We start from the raw sequence: 15596 nt of genomic DNA, 5'->3' as shown, positions 1-15596 counted from the left end.
CGTCCGCGCGACACGGGTTTTCCTGGCGACGGCGCATCTCGATCACGACCCGACCAACAATCATCCGCGCAACCTCGCGGCGCTTTGCCAGCGCTGTCATCTGATGCACGACCGCGTCGATCATCGCCGCCAGCGCTCCTTCACCTTACGATCCCGGAAAGCGCTCGGTGACGTCCCGAGGCCAAGCGCAGTCGCTCCGTGGACGAACGGTAATTCAAAGGCGCCGATCCCAGCCCGTTGCTTCCGACGGTTCAAGTATCGCTTGACGGACGTACTCGGCGAACATGGGGCCCCATGTTACGACCATGGCGCCATACCGGTCCGGCACGACGACGCAAGGATGCCGAAATGCCCTTATCGTGGTGGATCGATCCGTCCGCGGCCATTAAGATGCAGCATCTCGCCCCTCCGTGGCGACCGGGGAGTGTCGATCGTTGGTGTCCGCGAGCGTGCAGGACCACTTCCGGGAGGGCGCGATCGAGGCGTTCGCCAGCGGTCACATGCACGTGACGGGCGGAATGCGCTTAACGCTGCCGGTCCACCGCGTCGCACTGACGCGTAACAGCGATCTCGACCTGGTCTTCGAATTGACCTCGGATGCCTCGGCGTCGTCCCCGGACCGCGATACGAGGGCCGGAACCTTAAGGGCCGCGACCGACACGATCGAGTTCGGGCATCCGGCGGGTTGGACGGCGGTCGCGCGAGGCGTGGTATGGCATCATTCCTCATCCCGCCACTCCAGCGCGGGCTTCGAGACCGTCGATACATTCACGGCGCACAGGGTCGATATCGATCTGAACAGTCCGAGGGCCGTGAAATACGCCATCGAGTGGGTGACCAACGTCGACCACGGTCCGACTTGGCCGGACAAGGTCAACACTACGGCAAAGGAGGACTTCGAACTGCGGGTGGGCGAAGGAGACGGCCTGCTTCGGATGACGGGTGCCTCGGAGGCGCGAGGCGGCAGTCGCGCCCTTCGCCTGAACATCGAAGGCGTCCACCTGTACGTGATGCGACCGCTCGACCGGACGCGGCGGCAGGCGGGAGAGGCGCAGATCGTCTACCAGAACCCGTGTGACGAACCGACCCGCGACAGGATCCGGCTCTGCCTCTCCTTCACTTTGGGAAAACCGATCGTGCATCTGGGCACGACCACCTATTGCGCGGAGTGGCGAGAGACCTCGATGTCTTCCCTCGACGCCGTGACTTTCGACGGCGCCGCATTGAGGCTCTTCGACCTGCCGCCCTATCCCATAACCGAAGCCGCTTCCCGCAACTTCATGGACCAAGCCGCTGTCGAGCGGATCGTGAGCCGGCTCTTCCAGGCGTCCGAGCGGCTTGATTTCGAGGAACTCTCCTGGTCGTACTGGTACGCCGTCTGCGCGCCGAACCACTCGGCTGCCGTTCACTTCGGAGGGCTCATCGAACAGCTCCAGAGGCTGTCAGGCCTGATGACGGCCGAAGCCCGATCGCTCCTCGAGCCAAGCGTCTGGGAGCAGTTGAGGTCGATCTTGACGACCTGGCTCGATACAGCCGCACCGTCTTCCGCGATCCGTCCCATCTTGGAAGGCAAGATCTCGTCGCTCAACGCGGCTCCGGCAGGATTGACGCTGGCGCGTGTCTTCGACGCGTTGGGCCTCGATCTCGGGGACGTGGAGAGGAAGGCATGGCAGGCGCGGAACCGTGCCGCGCACGGCGCCGGGTCCCCGAGACGGATCGAGGTCATCCTGCACGGCAAGGTGCTGCGACTGATGGTGCATCGGCTTCTTGCCGCTATAACCGGATGCAGCGACCGCTACGTGGACTACCATGGTCTGGACTTCCCCATCCGCAATCTGGCCGATGCCGTACCGGCGCGCTGAGGCGGGCGCGGCGGGCTGTCGGGCGCAGCGCCGTTCCGATCAGGAGCGGAGACGGTCCGTCTGCTCCAATACTCGAGAAACGGGGCGCGGCCGTCTGTGTCAGTAGCGCTCGTCAAAGCCGCCATGAAGAGCTTCCTGGCCGACCCAACGCCGGAGGTCCTGTGCATTGAAGGCCGTTGGGGTACCGGGAAGACCTACGCCTGGGAGGAGGCCGTTCGCGCCGCATTGGCCAGCGACGGGGTCGCGATAAAGAGCTACGCCTACGTCTCGCTGTTCGGATTGAAGGACGCGTCCGACATCATCCAGTCCATCTACGCCAACACGCAAAACCTCGACGCGCTCGGCAAGGGTCGGACGCTTCCGAAGAGGCTCGGCGGCTTCAAGTTCTCGGAGATAAGGCAGAAGTTGAAGGCGTTCAGCGCATTCGCGGCCGATCACGCGAGCGTGCCGCACGTGGCGAGCCTCGGGGGTGTCGCGCGGGCGCTCCTCGCGAATTTCGTTACGGATACGATCGTCTGCATCGACGACTTCGAGCGACGAGGCAGAGACGTCACCATCAACGAGGTCATGGGGACGATCGCTCAGCTTCGCGACGCCCGGAACTGCAAGGTCGTCCTCATCCTCAACGACAACAGCCTGGGCGCGGAGGAGAAGGCGGAGTTCCTGCGTTACTCCGAGAAGGTCATCGACCGGTCGTTCCAGTTCAGCCCAAGCGCTGCGGAGTCGGCGGCCATCGCCTTCCCCGGTCAAGACGAGCTTAGCCGAGAGCTACGCACGGCGTGCGAGCGACTGGGCATCGTCAACATCCGGGTGATGGCGAAGATCGATCGCTACGCGCGCGATATCGGAAGGGTCATCGGCGACATCGATCCGACCGTCGTGAAGGACGTCACGCGTTCGCTCGTCGTGATCGTGTGGTCGATGGTGTCGCCGCAAGGCGAAGGCTCGCCAAGCTTGACGTATCTGCTCGAGAAGAGGGGCGGGCTCTTCGTCCCGGCTGACAGGACGAAGAGCAGCCCGGAAGAGGATGGGTGGAACCTGCTGCTCACCGACTACGGCTTCACCTCCTGCGACGAATTCGACCTCGTCATGATAGAGGACGTCAAGAACGGCTACTTCAACGAAGGGAAGATCAAAGCCGGTGCCGACAAGTATCTGCGCGACGTGGAATACGCGCGTGCCCGCCTCGCGTTCGAACAGGCCTGGAAGCCCTTCCACGCGTCCTTCGACGACGACGTGGACGAGGTGGCCGCCTCGATCTTCACAGGCTGTACGGACAACGTCGCGTATCTTACGCCCATGAACCTCGGGTCGGCGGTCGGGGTCCTGAAGGACATCGGCTACGCCGACCTGGCCGAGACGCTGCTCCGGCGCTTCATGGCGGCTCGCGGCGACGAGGACATCTTCGATATGGAGGGCGACGTCTTCGGATCCGAAATCCGGGACCCCGACGTGCGAAGGGCGTTCGACGAGAAGCTGAAAGACCGCAAGCCGCGCTTGCCGACGCCGATCGAGGCCGCAACGCGGATCTACAAGGGAAGCTGGTCTCAGAAGGACGAGGAGTGCCTGGCGCGCTACTCGACCGCGGAGTTCGTGTCGCTTTTCAAGGACGGGAAGGGGCCGGACCGGTCCGTGCTCATCTTCGGCTGCCTGGAATTCAGGAAGGTGGGCAACGCCACGCCACGCCAGAGGGAGATCGCGCGCAGGGCGGAGGACGCGTTGATCCGCATCGGGGCCGAAAGCCCCCTCAACGCCCATAGGTTGAAGATGTACAATGTCGCCGTCCCCGAACAAGCGCCCGGATCCGACGCAAGCGGTGCGGACGTGGATTAGGTGAACCGGTGCCGCGCATCGTGAAAAGCCCGAAGCGCAGACACCTGCAGCTATCCTGCGCCAGCATCGCCGTCCCGACGCTCCCCGTCGGGCCGAGCCCCGCACGGACGGCGCGATCGAGGAGTTCAGCCACCGCGCCTCGCACCTGCAACAGGAACATGCCCTGTGGCGCCGAGGTGTCGATCGGGTCGCGCAGCGATCGGGACGGACTCCTCCGGCCCAGCAGCCCTTCAATGACCGCGAGCAGATGGCTCACCGACCTTGCCAACCGGTCGATGCGAACGACGACGGGGACGTCGCCGCCTCGCAGGTTCTTGACGAGCCGCGCCAGTTCCGGACGCGCCCGAACTCTTCCAGTCGTAGATCGTCTCATAGCCGGCCGAGACGGGTCGGCGCGTTGGGAGGCCGTCGCCTGATCCTCGGCCGAGACTCGGGCGTGCCCGACGAGCCTCCCGTTCGTGACGGCCCAAGTGTCCGCTTCGCGATGACACCTCCGGAAAGGGGGGCGTACAGTTATGGAGCAAGCGAGCAACCGGTCTGTGGTCGGAACGCGCAGAGGCGCGGCTATCGATTTTGCAGACATGGACTCGCTTGTGTCATGTCTAGAAAAGCGGCCGAGCGTCGAGCGCGAGACCCGGAAGAAACGCCAAGAGCCGGTGACAAAACTGGTAATAATTCTGGGCGCAAAACTGGGTGGGAAGGGAAAAGTCCAACCGGTATAAAGGGTTGTCGCCGATTCCGACCGCCCGCACCACTTCGATATGACCAAGCGCACGGACGCCGCATCGTGGTGGCCCTTCACCGGCAAAGACCGGTTCCTATCGCCGCATGGCCAACACCGCATTCCCAAGCTGCCGCTCTATAATTTAACAATTGATATGATATTTTCAAAATCGAATACTGAATTTCGCGTGATTTAAGCCGATCAAACGCGAAAGTCTTAAGATATCTAAGGAATAGTTGGATCACCGACGTTTCGGGAGATCGGATCAGGACTATCTTGGGTTATTTCAACTGGAAGCCAGACGCGGTGCGCGTCGCGCCCCGTGACGGATCCGCTGCACATATCGTCGACCGCATTCGTGCCCGGCAACTGGATACAGTCGATCGGCTGATGCCGGCGATGATGGTCGCCAACATCATCTGTACGGCCGGTCTCGCGATGCTGCTCTATCGGGACCACGGTGCCTGGCTTCTCTGGTGGTTCGGCTTCGTCATCCTGCTGTCCCTATCGCGCCTGGTCCAGTCCGTCCTCGCCAACACGCGTCCGACGCGGAGGTCGGCGCCCCGTCGCGCGACGATCCGCATGTTCGTCCAGGCCGTCATCTCGGCTGTCTGTTACACGATCGTTCCCGTCTGGCTGCTGACGCAGACGTCAGGACTGACCTACACGGTTCTCGTCTGCCAATTGACCGGGACGATGTGGGCCGGCAGTCTCGTGCTCGCGACGGTGGCGCCGGCGGCCATCGCCTATATCGCTATTACTGGGGCCTTGATTTGCCTTGGCTTCCTCTTGGTGAGCTGGGATGTCGAGCACTTGTTTCTGGTCCTGCTTTTTCTCGTCGGCGCTGCCACATCGATCCGTAGCGCGCTGCAGCAATCGTCCTTGTTCTCGGCCAACCAGCACCAGCAGTTCGACCTCAAGCACCAGGGCGATCTGATCGGGCTGCTGTTGAAGGATTACGAGGAGCAGACCAGCGACTGGCTCTGGGAGACCGATGCGGCGCTGTGCATGAACAGGCCCTCGCAGCGCTTTCTCCAGGCTCTGGGCCAGCCGTTCGATGCCGTAGCCGGGTCTGGCTTTGGGATGCTTCTCGCCAATCCGGCGATCGACGGCAACGCCGAAGCGCTCGCAGGCCTCGACGTATGCGTCACCAACCGCCGGTCCTTTCGCGACCATATCGTGCCGTTTGCGACGGGGGATGGACCCCGATGGTGGTCGCTCTCGGGGCGGCCCATCGTCGACGAAGCGGGCGCCTTCGGGGGCTATCGCGGCGTTGCGACGGACGTCACCGCGACCAAGCTTGCGGAGGCGCGCATCGCGCATCTGGCGCATCACGATTCGCTGACCGATCTCCCCAACCGATCCTTCTTCTGCAGCAGCCTCGACCGCGTTCTGCGGGCACCGGGTGGTAAAGACCAGGCGATCCTCAGCCTGGATCTCGATGGTTTTAAGGTCGTCAACGACCGGCTCGGCCATCCCGGCGGCGACGCGTTCCTCGTCGAGATCGCACGTCGGTTACGGGCGATGGCCCGGTCCGGCGATACGATCGCCCGGTTCGGCGGTGACGAATTCATCATCCTGGTCGAGGATATCGCGCTTGGGGGCGGGGTCGAAGCCCTGTGCCGTCGGCTGATCCATGAACTCGGCCTGCCGTTCGACATCCTGGGCGAAACGATGACCGTCGGCGTCAGCCTGGGGGTCGCCTTCGCGCCGGCCGATGGCCGCACCACCGACGACCTTCTCAAGAACGCGGATGCCGCCCTGTATCGAGCCAAGGCGGCAGGCCGCGGCAGCTTCCGCTTTTTCGAGCCCGAGATGGGCCAGCGCGCTCGGGACCGCCAGCTGCTGATCCAGGATCTGCGCACGGCGCTGACGCGCGACGAACTCGTGCTGCACTACCAGCCCTTCATCAGCAGCGCCACGGGGCACGTCACGGGCTATGAGGCCTTGATTCGCTGGCACCATCCGCGACGCGGAATGGTGATGCCGGCCGACTTCATCCCGCTTGCCGAGGAAAGCGGACTGATCGGCCTGGTCGGCGCCTGGGCCATCGAGGCGGCATGCCGCGAAGCCGCCACCTGGCCCGAGACCCAGCGCGTCTCCGTCAACATCTCGGCGATTCAGTTCCGCAATCACACGCTCCCGCAGACGATCCTCCGCGCGCTGACGCAATCGAGCCTGTCGCCAGCACGGCTTGAGGTCGAGGTTACCGAAACCTCGCTTCTCGAAGATGCCGAGGGCGCTCTCCATATCCTGCGCCAGATCCGGGCGATGGGGGTCCGCATCGCGCTCGACGATTTCGGCACCGGCTACTCGTCGCTGGGGTATCTCCGCCGCTTTCCCTTCGACAGGATCAAGATCGACCGATCCTTCGTGCAACAGTTCGAAACCCAGCACGACAGCCAGGTGATCATCAAAGCGATTATCGATATCGCGCGCGGCCTCGGCATGATGATCACCGCGGAAGGCGTCGAGACGCGCGGCCAGACCGAGGCCTTGCGGCGGATCGGTTGCGAGGAGCTGCAAGGCTATCGTTTCAGCCGACCGATGCCCGCTACGGAGATCGATCACGGGCTGCAGGCGGCCGACTTCGCCGGCGACCCGCAAGCCTTCTTCTTCAAAATGGCGCAGACGCGGGTCACGCTCGGCCGCTGAGGCCGCAGGCCTCAAGAAAGCATGCGTTTCGTACCGCCGGCTGTTCCGCCCGGCGGCAAAGCCCTTTATCGAGATCGCATGAACATCTCGATCAACGCCGCCTTCGATGGTGGCAATATCCGTCTGGTCGCCCAGGACGGCGACCGCCTCGACCTCGAAATCGTCCGCGATCATTTATCCGAGTTCTACCAATGGTTCTCGTTTCGTGTCGCCGGGGCGCGCGGCCGGGCGTTGCAGCTCCGCATCGTCAACGCAGGCGGCTCGTCTTATCCCGCCGGCTGGGCCGGCTATCAGGTCCGCGCGAGCACCGACCGTCGTGACTGGCGGATGATCCCGACGCGCTATGCCGAGGGCGTGCTGGAATTCGACTGGAGCGGCGACAGCGACCTCGCATGGTTCGCCTATTTCGCGCCCTACACGATGGCGATGCACGATGATCTGGTGGCCCGCATCGCCGCGCGGCCCGCCGTGACCCACCGCGAGCTCGGCCTTTCCCTCGACGGGCAACCGATCGATTGCCTCTCGATCGGCAGTGGGCCCAAGCCCGTGTGGCTCTACGGCCGCCAGCACCCTGGCGAATCCATGACGGAGTGGTGGATGGACGGGGCGCTCGACTGGCTGGTCAGCCCGGCCGCCGGCGGGCTTTTGGCGAAGGCCACGGTCCATGTCGTGCCGAACATGAACCCCGACGGCACGCGGCGCGGCCATCTACGCACCAACGCGGCCGGCGCCAATCTCAACCGCGAATGGGCGGCGCCCTCGCTCGAGCGCAGCCCCGAAGTGCTTTGCGTGCGCGACGCGATGGACGCGACCGGCGTCGCCTTCGCCATGGATATCCATGGCGACGAGGTGATACCCGCCAACTTCTTTGCGGGGTTCGAAGGCGTGCCCAGCTTCAGCCCGGCGCGCGGCGCGCTGTTCACCGCCTTCAGCCAGCGGCTGGCCGCGCATACGCCGGATTTCCAGACGACGCGGGGCTACGGCACGACGCCAGCCGGCAAGGCCAATCTCACGATCTCGACCAACCAGGTCGCCGAACGCTACGGCGCCGTGGCGATGACGCTGGAAATGCCGTTTCGGGACCACGAGGCCAATCCCGATCCCGTGTTTGGTTGGTCGGCGAACCGCTCCAGGGCGCTCGGCGCCGCCTGCCTCGAAGTGCTTGCCGCAATGATCGACGAGGTCAGCTAAACGCAAACAGCCCCGGCAAATGCCGGGGCTGTACACGCAGGTTTGACGCCGCCCCGTGGGCGGCCCGGAAACGCTAGAAGTCGACTTCGAGGCTGGCCTGGAAGGTGCGCGGGGTGCCGAAGTACGCGGTGTTGGCGCTGGCGCTGCCCACGATGTTCCCATCCGCGATCGACGAATAGTAGAACGTGTTGGTGACGTTGATGACCTGGAAGCGCAACGTCGCGTGGTGCGAGTTGTAGGTCGTCGAGTAGCGCGCCCCAAGATCGAGCGTTGCGAAGGAATCGGCGTAAGACAGGTTGGTGTTGTTCGCGGCGCGATCGCTTTCGTAATGCACCGTGCCGGTCAGCGCGGCCCCGTGGAAGAAGTCGGGGTGGTAGTCCATGTTGATGTCGGTCTTCCAGTGAGGAACACCGACGATCATGCTGTTGTTCGTTGCGGCCAAGCCCGAGTTCTGCAGTCTGGCATCGATGTAAGTGACGCCGCCCAGCACGCTGAGCTCATGGGTGATGTTGCCCTGCCCGAACAGCTCGACACCGTAGTTGCGCTGCTGGCCTTCGACCTGGAAGGTGCTGAGTCCATTCGCAGTGATCGTGGCGGCGTAGGGCCGCGTCATGCGGAACCCGGCGAGGGTCACGAGGAAATCGTCGAAAACCGCGTATTTCGCGCCGACCTCGTAGTTCGTGTCGTGATATGGCGCCAGGATCGCATTGTTGTTCGTCAAACCGGTTGCGCCGGCCTGGTCGCCCTGCTCGATGCTGCTGGCGTAGGTGAAGTAGGTCGTGAGCTTCGATGTCGGGGTATAGATCAGGCTTTCCGTCGGGCTCACCGCACCGTTTTCCACGTCGCTGCTGGTGCGAACGCCGGCAACACTGAAGCTGCGCGAGCTCAAGAAGGACACGTTCAGGACGCTTTGGATCGCGAGCTTGTCGTTGAAATGCAGGGTATCGGCCGTGATGATCGACTGGTTCTGGAGATAACCTGCCTCATACTGTCCACCATTCGCAGGCGTCGGCTGTTGCTGCAAAATCTGCGGATTGGCCAGATTTACGGGGGCAGTCAGCGGGTTCAACGTCTCGACGATCAAGTTCTTATAGTTGTACTGACGATTTATATAACCGTTGGTGCCAAGCGTGAATTCGTTCTTCATGCCGAACAGCGTGAAGTGACCATTCAAAGCGGCTTCGTTGCTGCCGATGGTGAAATGCGGCACGGCCGCAAAGTTCTTGGTGACCTGATAATTGCCGTTGTTGTCGAGAAGCGTATTGCTGATGCCGAACAGGTTTCGGACCGCGTCCTGGTACAGGCCGCCGACTTCGAACTTCCAACCGTTGTCGAACTCGTGCTTGAACTTGAGCTCGCCCGTATTGGTAATCAGGCTGGCGCCCGCGCCTGGCTGGCCGATGCCAAGCTTCGTCGGATCGATAGCCTTGGGAAGCGTGCTGCTCGTCGTGTTTTTGGCACCACCCGGTCCGCCATCATAAACGATCGCGCCGGGCAAGCCGGTCACATCGGTCGCGTAATGGCTGACGTTCAGCTCGACCACCGTGCGGTTGTCGAAATGATAGTCGAAGTCGCCGCCGAACAGCGTGCGGTTGGTATAGCTGTCCTGGACGAAGCTCTCGCCCTGGCCGTGCACGATGTTGACGCGATAGCCAAATTTGCCGTCTGGCCCGGCGTGGCCGCCGGCGTCGATCTGCTCGGTCAGCACGCTGTGCGAGTCAAAACTTTCGATGTAGCGGAAGATCGGCTCATCGGTCGGCTTCTTGGTGATGTAGTTGAACACGCCGGCCGGCGTTTCCGGACCATAAAGGGAGCCGGACGGACCATTGAGAACCTCGATCGCACTGAGATTTTCTGCTGCAATTGCGGTGGTGCCGATGATGTTCAGACCATCGAGGCGGGTGTTCTGGACGATGCTGCCCTGGAAGCCACGCGACTGCGGACGGGAGACTTCGAGGCCCTGCTGATCGCGCACTTCCACGGACGGCAGGTAACGCAGCGCATCGTTGATCGACTTCACCTGTTGGTTGACCAACAAGTCCTCCGGGATGACGTCGATCGAATGCGGCGTGTCCTTGAGGGACTGCTGACCGAGCGGGCCGAGGTCGACCGCCGCCGGCTTGTACTGCGGCTTCGAGGCATAAGCCCCTTGCGGGCCGGTTGTTTTGATCTGGACGTCGTTGAGTTGCACGGCGGCGGCAGCGGCGGCCGGATTGGCCTCCTGCGCCTGCGCGGCCGACCCGGTAACGACAGCAGCGAAGGAAACCGAAGCCAGCAAGGCCCCGCGGACCGTGGCTTTATGTGACGATCCGTTGGACCGCTTTACGCTCGACATGTGATTCTTGCCCTGATGAACTATGTCCAAAGGGCGTCACAACGATGGGGAAATCAAACTGACAAACCAAACAACGATAGAGTTTCTCTATCGAAAGCGGCCCTCACCAGAGGATTAGCGCTATGCGTGATCGGGATTAACGATTGATTGCAACGCTTTATCGCAGGCGATGCGAATTTGGCACAGATCAGAGTCGCAAAATCGCAACCATGGCGCGCACTCGACGTGGGAATACTTCGTTTGCCCGCGCACCAATACGAATCGCGGCACGCGCCACTCGCGCCGCGGCAGCGATCGGCGCCGAATGATAGCATATGCAAATAGCGAGACTGCAAATAGCTTCGATCGGACATCTCCGGCGTTGTCGGATCGGGCGAGAGCAAACCGTCTGCCGCGAGCAACGCAGGCAACGATGCCCCGTCGTCGCCAGATATCACGCCGAACGAGCGAGCTATCGCTTCAGACGTGCAGGCCCGGCGCCTCCTGTCCGGTGCGTGCGACATATTCGGTGTAGCCCCCACCATATTGGTGGATGCCGTCGGGCGTCAGCTCCAGCACGCGGTTGGACAGCGCCGCGAGAAAATGCCGGTCGTGCGACACGAACAGCATCGTGCCGGCATACTGCGACAGCGCGGCGATCAGCATTTCCTTGGTCGCGATATCGAGATGGTTGGTCGGCTCGTCGAGCACCAGAAAGTTCGGCGGATCGAACAGCATCTTGGCCATCACCAGCCGCGCTTTTTCGCCACCCGACAGAACCCGGCATCGCTTTTCCACGTCGTCGCCGGAAAACCCGAAACAGCCGGCAAGCGAGCGCAACGCGCCCTGCCCCGCCTGGGGAAACGAATCCTCGAGAGACTCGAACACCGTCCGTTCGCCATCCAACAATTCCATCGAATGCTGCGCGAAATAGCCCATCTTCACGCTGCCGCCGAGCGCCACCGTGCCGTCGTCCGGCTCCGTCGTGCCGGCCACCAGTTTCAGCAGCGTCGATTTGCCGGCGCCGTTGACCCCCATGATGCACCAGCGCTCCTGGCGCCGCACCTGGAAATCGAGGCCCTCGTAGATGCGCTGCGTGCCATAGCCCTTGTGCACGTTCTTGAAGCTGACGACGTCCTCACCGGAGCGCGGCGCGGGCGGGAATTCGAAGCTCACGGCCTGGCGGCGCTTGGGCGGCTCGACCCGCTCGATCTTGTCGAGTTTCTTAACCCGGCTCTGCACCTGCGCAGCATGCGACGCGCGCGCCTTAAAACGCTCGATGAACTTGATTTCCTTCGCCAGCATCGCCTGCTGCCGCTCGAACTGCGCCAGCTGCTGCTTCTCGCCCAGCGCACGCTGCTGCTCATAGAAGGTGTAATTGCCGGAATAGGTGGTGAGGCCGCCGCCATCGATCTCGATCACCTTGCCGACGATGCGGTTCATGAACTCGCGGTCATGCGACGTCATCAGCAGCGCGCCATCGTAGCCTTTCAGAAACTCTTCGAGCCAGATCAGGCTTTCGAGATCGAGATGGTTGCTCGGTTCGTCAAGCAGCATCATGTCGGGCCGCATGAGAAGAATGCGGGCCAATGCCACGCGCATCTTCCAACCACCTGAGAGACCGCCGACATCGCCGTCCATCCGCTCCTCGGAAAAGCTGAGGCCGGCCAGCACTTCCCGGGCGCGCCCCTCCATCGCGTAGCCGTCGAGTTCCTCGAACCGCCCCTGCACCTCGCCGTAGCGGGTGACGATGGCGTCCATGTCGTCGTCCGGCCCGAGATTGCCCATGGCGACTTCGAGCTCGGCCAGTTCGGCAGCCAGCGCGCTGACCGGCCCGGCGCCGTCCATCACCTCGGACACGGCGCTGCGACCGGCCATCTCGCCGACGTCCTGGCTGAAATAGCCGATGGTGACCCCGGCATCGACCACGACAGCCCCTTCGTCGGGCGGCTCCTGGCCGGTGATCATCCGGAACAAGGTGGTCTTGCCGGCCCCGTTCGGCCCCACGAGCCCGGCCTTCTCGCCGCGCTGCAGGCCCATCGAGGCCTCGATGAAGAGGATCTGATGGCCGTTCTGCTTGGAAATATTGTCGAGACGGATCATGGAAACACGGACTCTTGAAGGGCTAGGCGCCGCCCTTATGGCACAGGTCGCGCTCGTGGGAGAGGTCTCTGTGCCGGACGGATCGGGCTCGTGACAAGCGAGGCGATGCAAAAAGGACATGGATGCTGCGCCTGGCGCTTCGGATCACCTGCAAGCCGCCGTCCGCATAAAGTCCTCGCCGGACTTCTGGGCAAGCCGAAGAAATTCCGATACGCGACTATCGCGCTGCGCTTGCATCGCCGTTATCCGAAGAGACAAACAAAACAATGACGTCGATCCCGACCGACACGCTTCCGCAAAAGCGCGCCTCGCTCTCCACTTCCCGCATCGTCTTCCTCGTCATTGCGGCCGCTGCGCCGCTCGCCTCGATGATCGGCAACCTGCCGATCGCGCTGGGGCGTGGCAACGGCGCGGGCACGCCGGGCGCCTTCGTCATCGCCGGGGTGACGCTTTTGTGCTTCGCCGTCGGCTACGCCGCGATGAGTCGGCGCATCGTCAACACCGGCGCTTTCTACACCTACATCACCGAGGGCCTGGGCACGGCCGCCGGCATCGGCTCGGCCTATACCGCCGTCATCGCCTATCTCGCCTTCACCTTCGGCCTCGCCGCCTTCTTCGGCTATTTCACCGATCTCGTGCTGAGCCAGGCCGGCGTCCACGTGCCCTGGCCAGTCTATGCCGGCATCGGCATCGCGCTGGTCGCCGTGCTCGGCTATCGCTCGATCGATCTGTCGTCGGTCATCCTCGGCGCTCTGATGATCGCCGAAGTGGTGATCCTGGCCCTCTTCGATGGCAGCGTCATCGCGGCGAAAGGTTTTTCCGGCGCGTTACCGGCCCATGCTTTGGCGCCGAACCTCGTGTTCACGCCGGGCCTCGGCGTCAGCCTGATGGTCGCCTTTACCTGCTTCCTCGGTTTCGAGTCGGCAGCGCTCTACGGCGAGGAGGCGCGCGACCCTAAACGCTCGATCCCGATCGCCACCTATACTGCGGTGATCGCCATCGCCGTGTTCTACCTGTTCACCGCCTGGGTCACCATCGGCGCGCTGGATCCCGACGACATCGCCGCCCGCGCCAACGCCGAGAGCGGCGAGCTGATGTTCAACGTCTTCACCCGCTTCGGCGGCGAGGTGCTGACCGACATCATGGGCCTGCTCGTCTGCTTCTCCCTGCTCGCCTCGTACCTGGCGATCCACAACGCCGCCTCGCGCTACATCTTTGCGCTGGGACGGGAATGGCTGCTGCTGCCGTGGTTCGGCGAGGCGCATCCGCGCTCCGGCGCCCCGTCGCGCGCCAGCATCACTGTCTCGGTGTTGACGCTGCTCGCCGTCGCGCCCTTCGCCTTGAGCGGGCTCGATCCGTTCAAGGCCGGCGTGCCGGTGCTCATCGGCTTCGGCTCGTTCGGCATCATCTTTCTCCAGGCTTTTGCGGCGATCGCGATCCTCGTCTACCTGCGCAAACATGGCGGCGAGCCGGCCTGGGTAATGGCGGCAACCTGGGCCGGCGCCATCGGGCTCGTCGGCGCGACGATCTTCGTTGCTGTGTATTTCCGGCTGCTCGCCACCAACGACGCGACCCTCGTGGGGCTGCTCCCCTTCGTCTTTCCCGTCATCGTCCTCGGATGCCTCGCCCTCGGCGGCTTGCTCCGTACGATCAAGCAAAGGCCCGAGGCCTATCGGCACGAGCGCGTGTCGCCTCCGGCTCGCCCAGGCCCGGACTCGGCAGGCGAATTCGTCGTCCGCGGCGATAGGGCTGCGCACGGTGCCTGGACAATCCGCTACACCAACGCGGCCGGCCGCGAACTCACAAGCGAGCCGAAGCCGACACTGGAGGCCGCCGTCATCCAGGCGCGCGAACTCCGCGACCGGCGCGGCGCGATCGTGCTGGAGATCGCGTCAAATCAAGTGTGACGGCTGCTGCGATCGCGCGCTGCTCGATTGCGCGCATGTGCAGCCACGGTCACACAACTGATATAAACGCCATGATACAGCCTCACGGCCTTCATTCTCGGGTTCAATCGGCTGCGTCGTGAAATCTGTGTTCGCTCTATCACTGTGGATGCTGCTGACGGCGCATGCTTTTGCCGAAACGGCTGCGGCCCTGGGTGCGCCACCGCAGATGGCGGGATCCAAGGTCGCCATCGCCGATCCCGTCGGATTGGCGGGCGTGGTCGTCCCCGATGACCAGCCGCGTGCGGCTGCGGTGCCGGCACGGGTCGATCTGCATCGACTGGCGGAGCAAGCGGCTCTCGCCAATCATTTGCCGGCTGACTATTTCGTCAAGTTGATCGGGCGCGAAAGCGGGTTCGCCAGCGGCGCCACAAGCGGTGCCGGCGCCCAAGGCATCGCGCAATTCATGCCGACGACCGCGCACGATCGCGGTCTCAAGGATCCGTTCGATCCGCTGGAGGCGCTGCCAAAATCCGCGGCGCTTCTCAGCGACCTCAAGGCTCAGTTCGGCAACCTCGGCCTCGCAGCGGCGGCGTACAATGCCGGTCCGCGCCGGGTCCAGGACTGGCTCGAAGGCCGCAGGCATCTGCCGCGGGAGACGCGCCTCTACGTCTACGCGATCACCGGACGCGCCGCCGAAGACTGGGCGCCCCCGGGCACCCATCCTCTTGCCGGAACGAGCGGCGACCTTGTCCCGCCTGGTGCCGGCAAGCGCGATGTGCACGGTCGCGATAGCCCAAAGAACTGGGAACTTGCGCTGCTTCTGTCCATCGCGGCCGCTGGTGACGGCGAAGCGCATTCCGCTACGAAGCTTCAGGTTGGTACGACGGCGCTTGACGGCAAGGCGACTGCGGAGGCCCGAAGCTCCCATTCCCGCCTCGCCGGCGAACGCAGTCTTTGCAGCAGCTGCATCGTCCAGAGTTTCTATTAGAAGCGGCTGACGCAGATCCCCGTCGCGTCGGAGACCT

8 protein-coding genes and 2 pseudogenes are annotated in these 15596 nt (G+C 63.6%); 7 read left to right on the top strand and 3 right to left on the bottom strand.

The genetic code is table 11. The features are described 5' to 3' along the window. The 3 genes and pseudogenes from GSQ79_RS29385 to GSQ79_RS08000 form a co-directional block, all read left to right on the top strand. Positions 1-175, top strand: a pseudogene (locus tag GSQ79_RS29385) (HNH endonuclease); the annotation flags it as partial. A gap of 262 nt (positions 176-437) precedes the next feature. Then, on the top strand, positions 438-1862 hold the full coding sequence (locus tag GSQ79_RS08005) for a hypothetical protein (RefSeq protein WP_158808190.1): 1425 nt from the start codon (positions 438-440) through the stop codon (positions 1860-1862). A gap of 123 nt (positions 1863-1985) precedes the next feature. Continuing rightward, a complete protein-coding gene (locus GSQ79_RS08000; protein WP_158808189.1) occupies positions 1986-3695 on the top strand; it encodes a P-loop NTPase fold protein in 1710 nt (569 codons plus the stop codon). A gap of 100 nt (positions 3696-3795) precedes the next feature. Here GSQ79_RS08000 and GSQ79_RS29380 read toward each other — a convergent pair. Further along, positions 3796-4146, bottom strand: a pseudogene (locus GSQ79_RS29380) (recombinase family protein); the annotation flags it as partial. A 549-nt stretch (positions 4147-4695) separates the two neighbouring features. Between GSQ79_RS29380 and GSQ79_RS07990 the strand changes: the two are divergent. After that, on the top strand, positions 4696-7074 hold the full coding sequence (locus GSQ79_RS07990; RefSeq protein WP_246725177.1) for a bifunctional diguanylate cyclase/phosphodiesterase: 2379 nt from the start codon (positions 4696-4698) through the stop codon (positions 7072-7074). Positions 7075-7152: 78 nt separating this feature from the next. After that, the gene (locus tag GSQ79_RS07985) at positions 7153-8265 is read left to right on the top strand and encodes a M14-type cytosolic carboxypeptidase (RefSeq protein WP_158808188.1); all 1113 of its coding nucleotides are present in this window, start codon (positions 7153-7155) and stop codon (positions 8263-8265) included. A 73-nt stretch (positions 8266-8338) separates the two neighbouring features. On the opposite strand, the gene GSQ79_RS07980 is transcribed toward GSQ79_RS07985, so the two are convergent. After that, entirely contained in the window at positions 8339-10600 is a 2262-nt protein-coding gene (locus GSQ79_RS07980) for a TonB-dependent siderophore receptor (protein ID WP_158808187.1), read from the bottom strand. 459 nt (positions 10601-11059) lie between these two features. Then, positions 11060-12682, bottom strand: coding sequence for an ABC-F family ATP-binding cassette domain-containing protein (locus GSQ79_RS07975; protein ID WP_158808186.1), 1623 nt, complete (start codon positions 12680-12682; stop codon positions 11060-11062). Between the two features lie 266 nt (positions 12683-12948). On the opposite strand from GSQ79_RS07975, the gene GSQ79_RS07970 reads away from it, so the two are divergent. Together GSQ79_RS07970 and GSQ79_RS07965 are read left to right on the top strand one after the other, a co-directional pair. Next, positions 12949-14589 carry an APC family permease gene (locus GSQ79_RS07970; protein WP_158808185.1) on the top strand — a complete coding sequence of 547 codons (1641 nt, stop codon included), beginning with the start codon at positions 12949-12951 and terminating at the stop codon, positions 14587-14589. Positions 14590-14707: 118 nt separating this feature from the next. After that, positions 14708-15559 (top strand): lytic transglycosylase domain-containing protein, encoded by an 852-nt coding sequence (locus tag GSQ79_RS07965; protein WP_246725175.1) that lies wholly within the window; start codon positions 14708-14710, stop codon positions 15557-15559. Positions 15560-15596 lie beyond the last annotated feature (37 nt).

Source organism: Beijerinckia sp. L45, assembly GCF_009765775.1.
Classification (GTDB): Bacteria; Pseudomonadota; Alphaproteobacteria; order Rhizobiales; family Beijerinckiaceae; genus RH-AL1.
Note: the sequence above shows the minus strand (reverse complement) of the source record. Positions and strands in the feature narration are given on the sequence as shown.

Coding starts and splice junctions, on each gene's coding strand:
- GSQ79_RS07975 (WP_158808186.1), bottom strand. CDS start 12,682: ATGATCCGTCTCGACAATATTTCCAAGCAGAACGGCCATCAGATCCTC.
- GSQ79_RS08000 (WP_158808189.1), top strand. CDS start 1,986: ATGAAGAGCTTCCTGGCCGACCCAACGCCGGAGGTCCTGTGCATTGAA.
- GSQ79_RS07970 (WP_158808185.1), top strand. CDS start 12,949: ATGACGTCGATCCCGACCGACACGCTTCCGCAAAAGCGCGCCTCGCTC.
- GSQ79_RS07980 (WP_158808187.1), bottom strand. CDS start 10,600: ATGTCGAGCGTAAAGCGGTCCAACGGATCGTCACATAAAGCCACGGTC.
- GSQ79_RS07985 (WP_158808188.1), top strand. CDS start 7,153: ATGAACATCTCGATCAACGCCGCCTTCGATGGTGGCAATATCCGTCTG.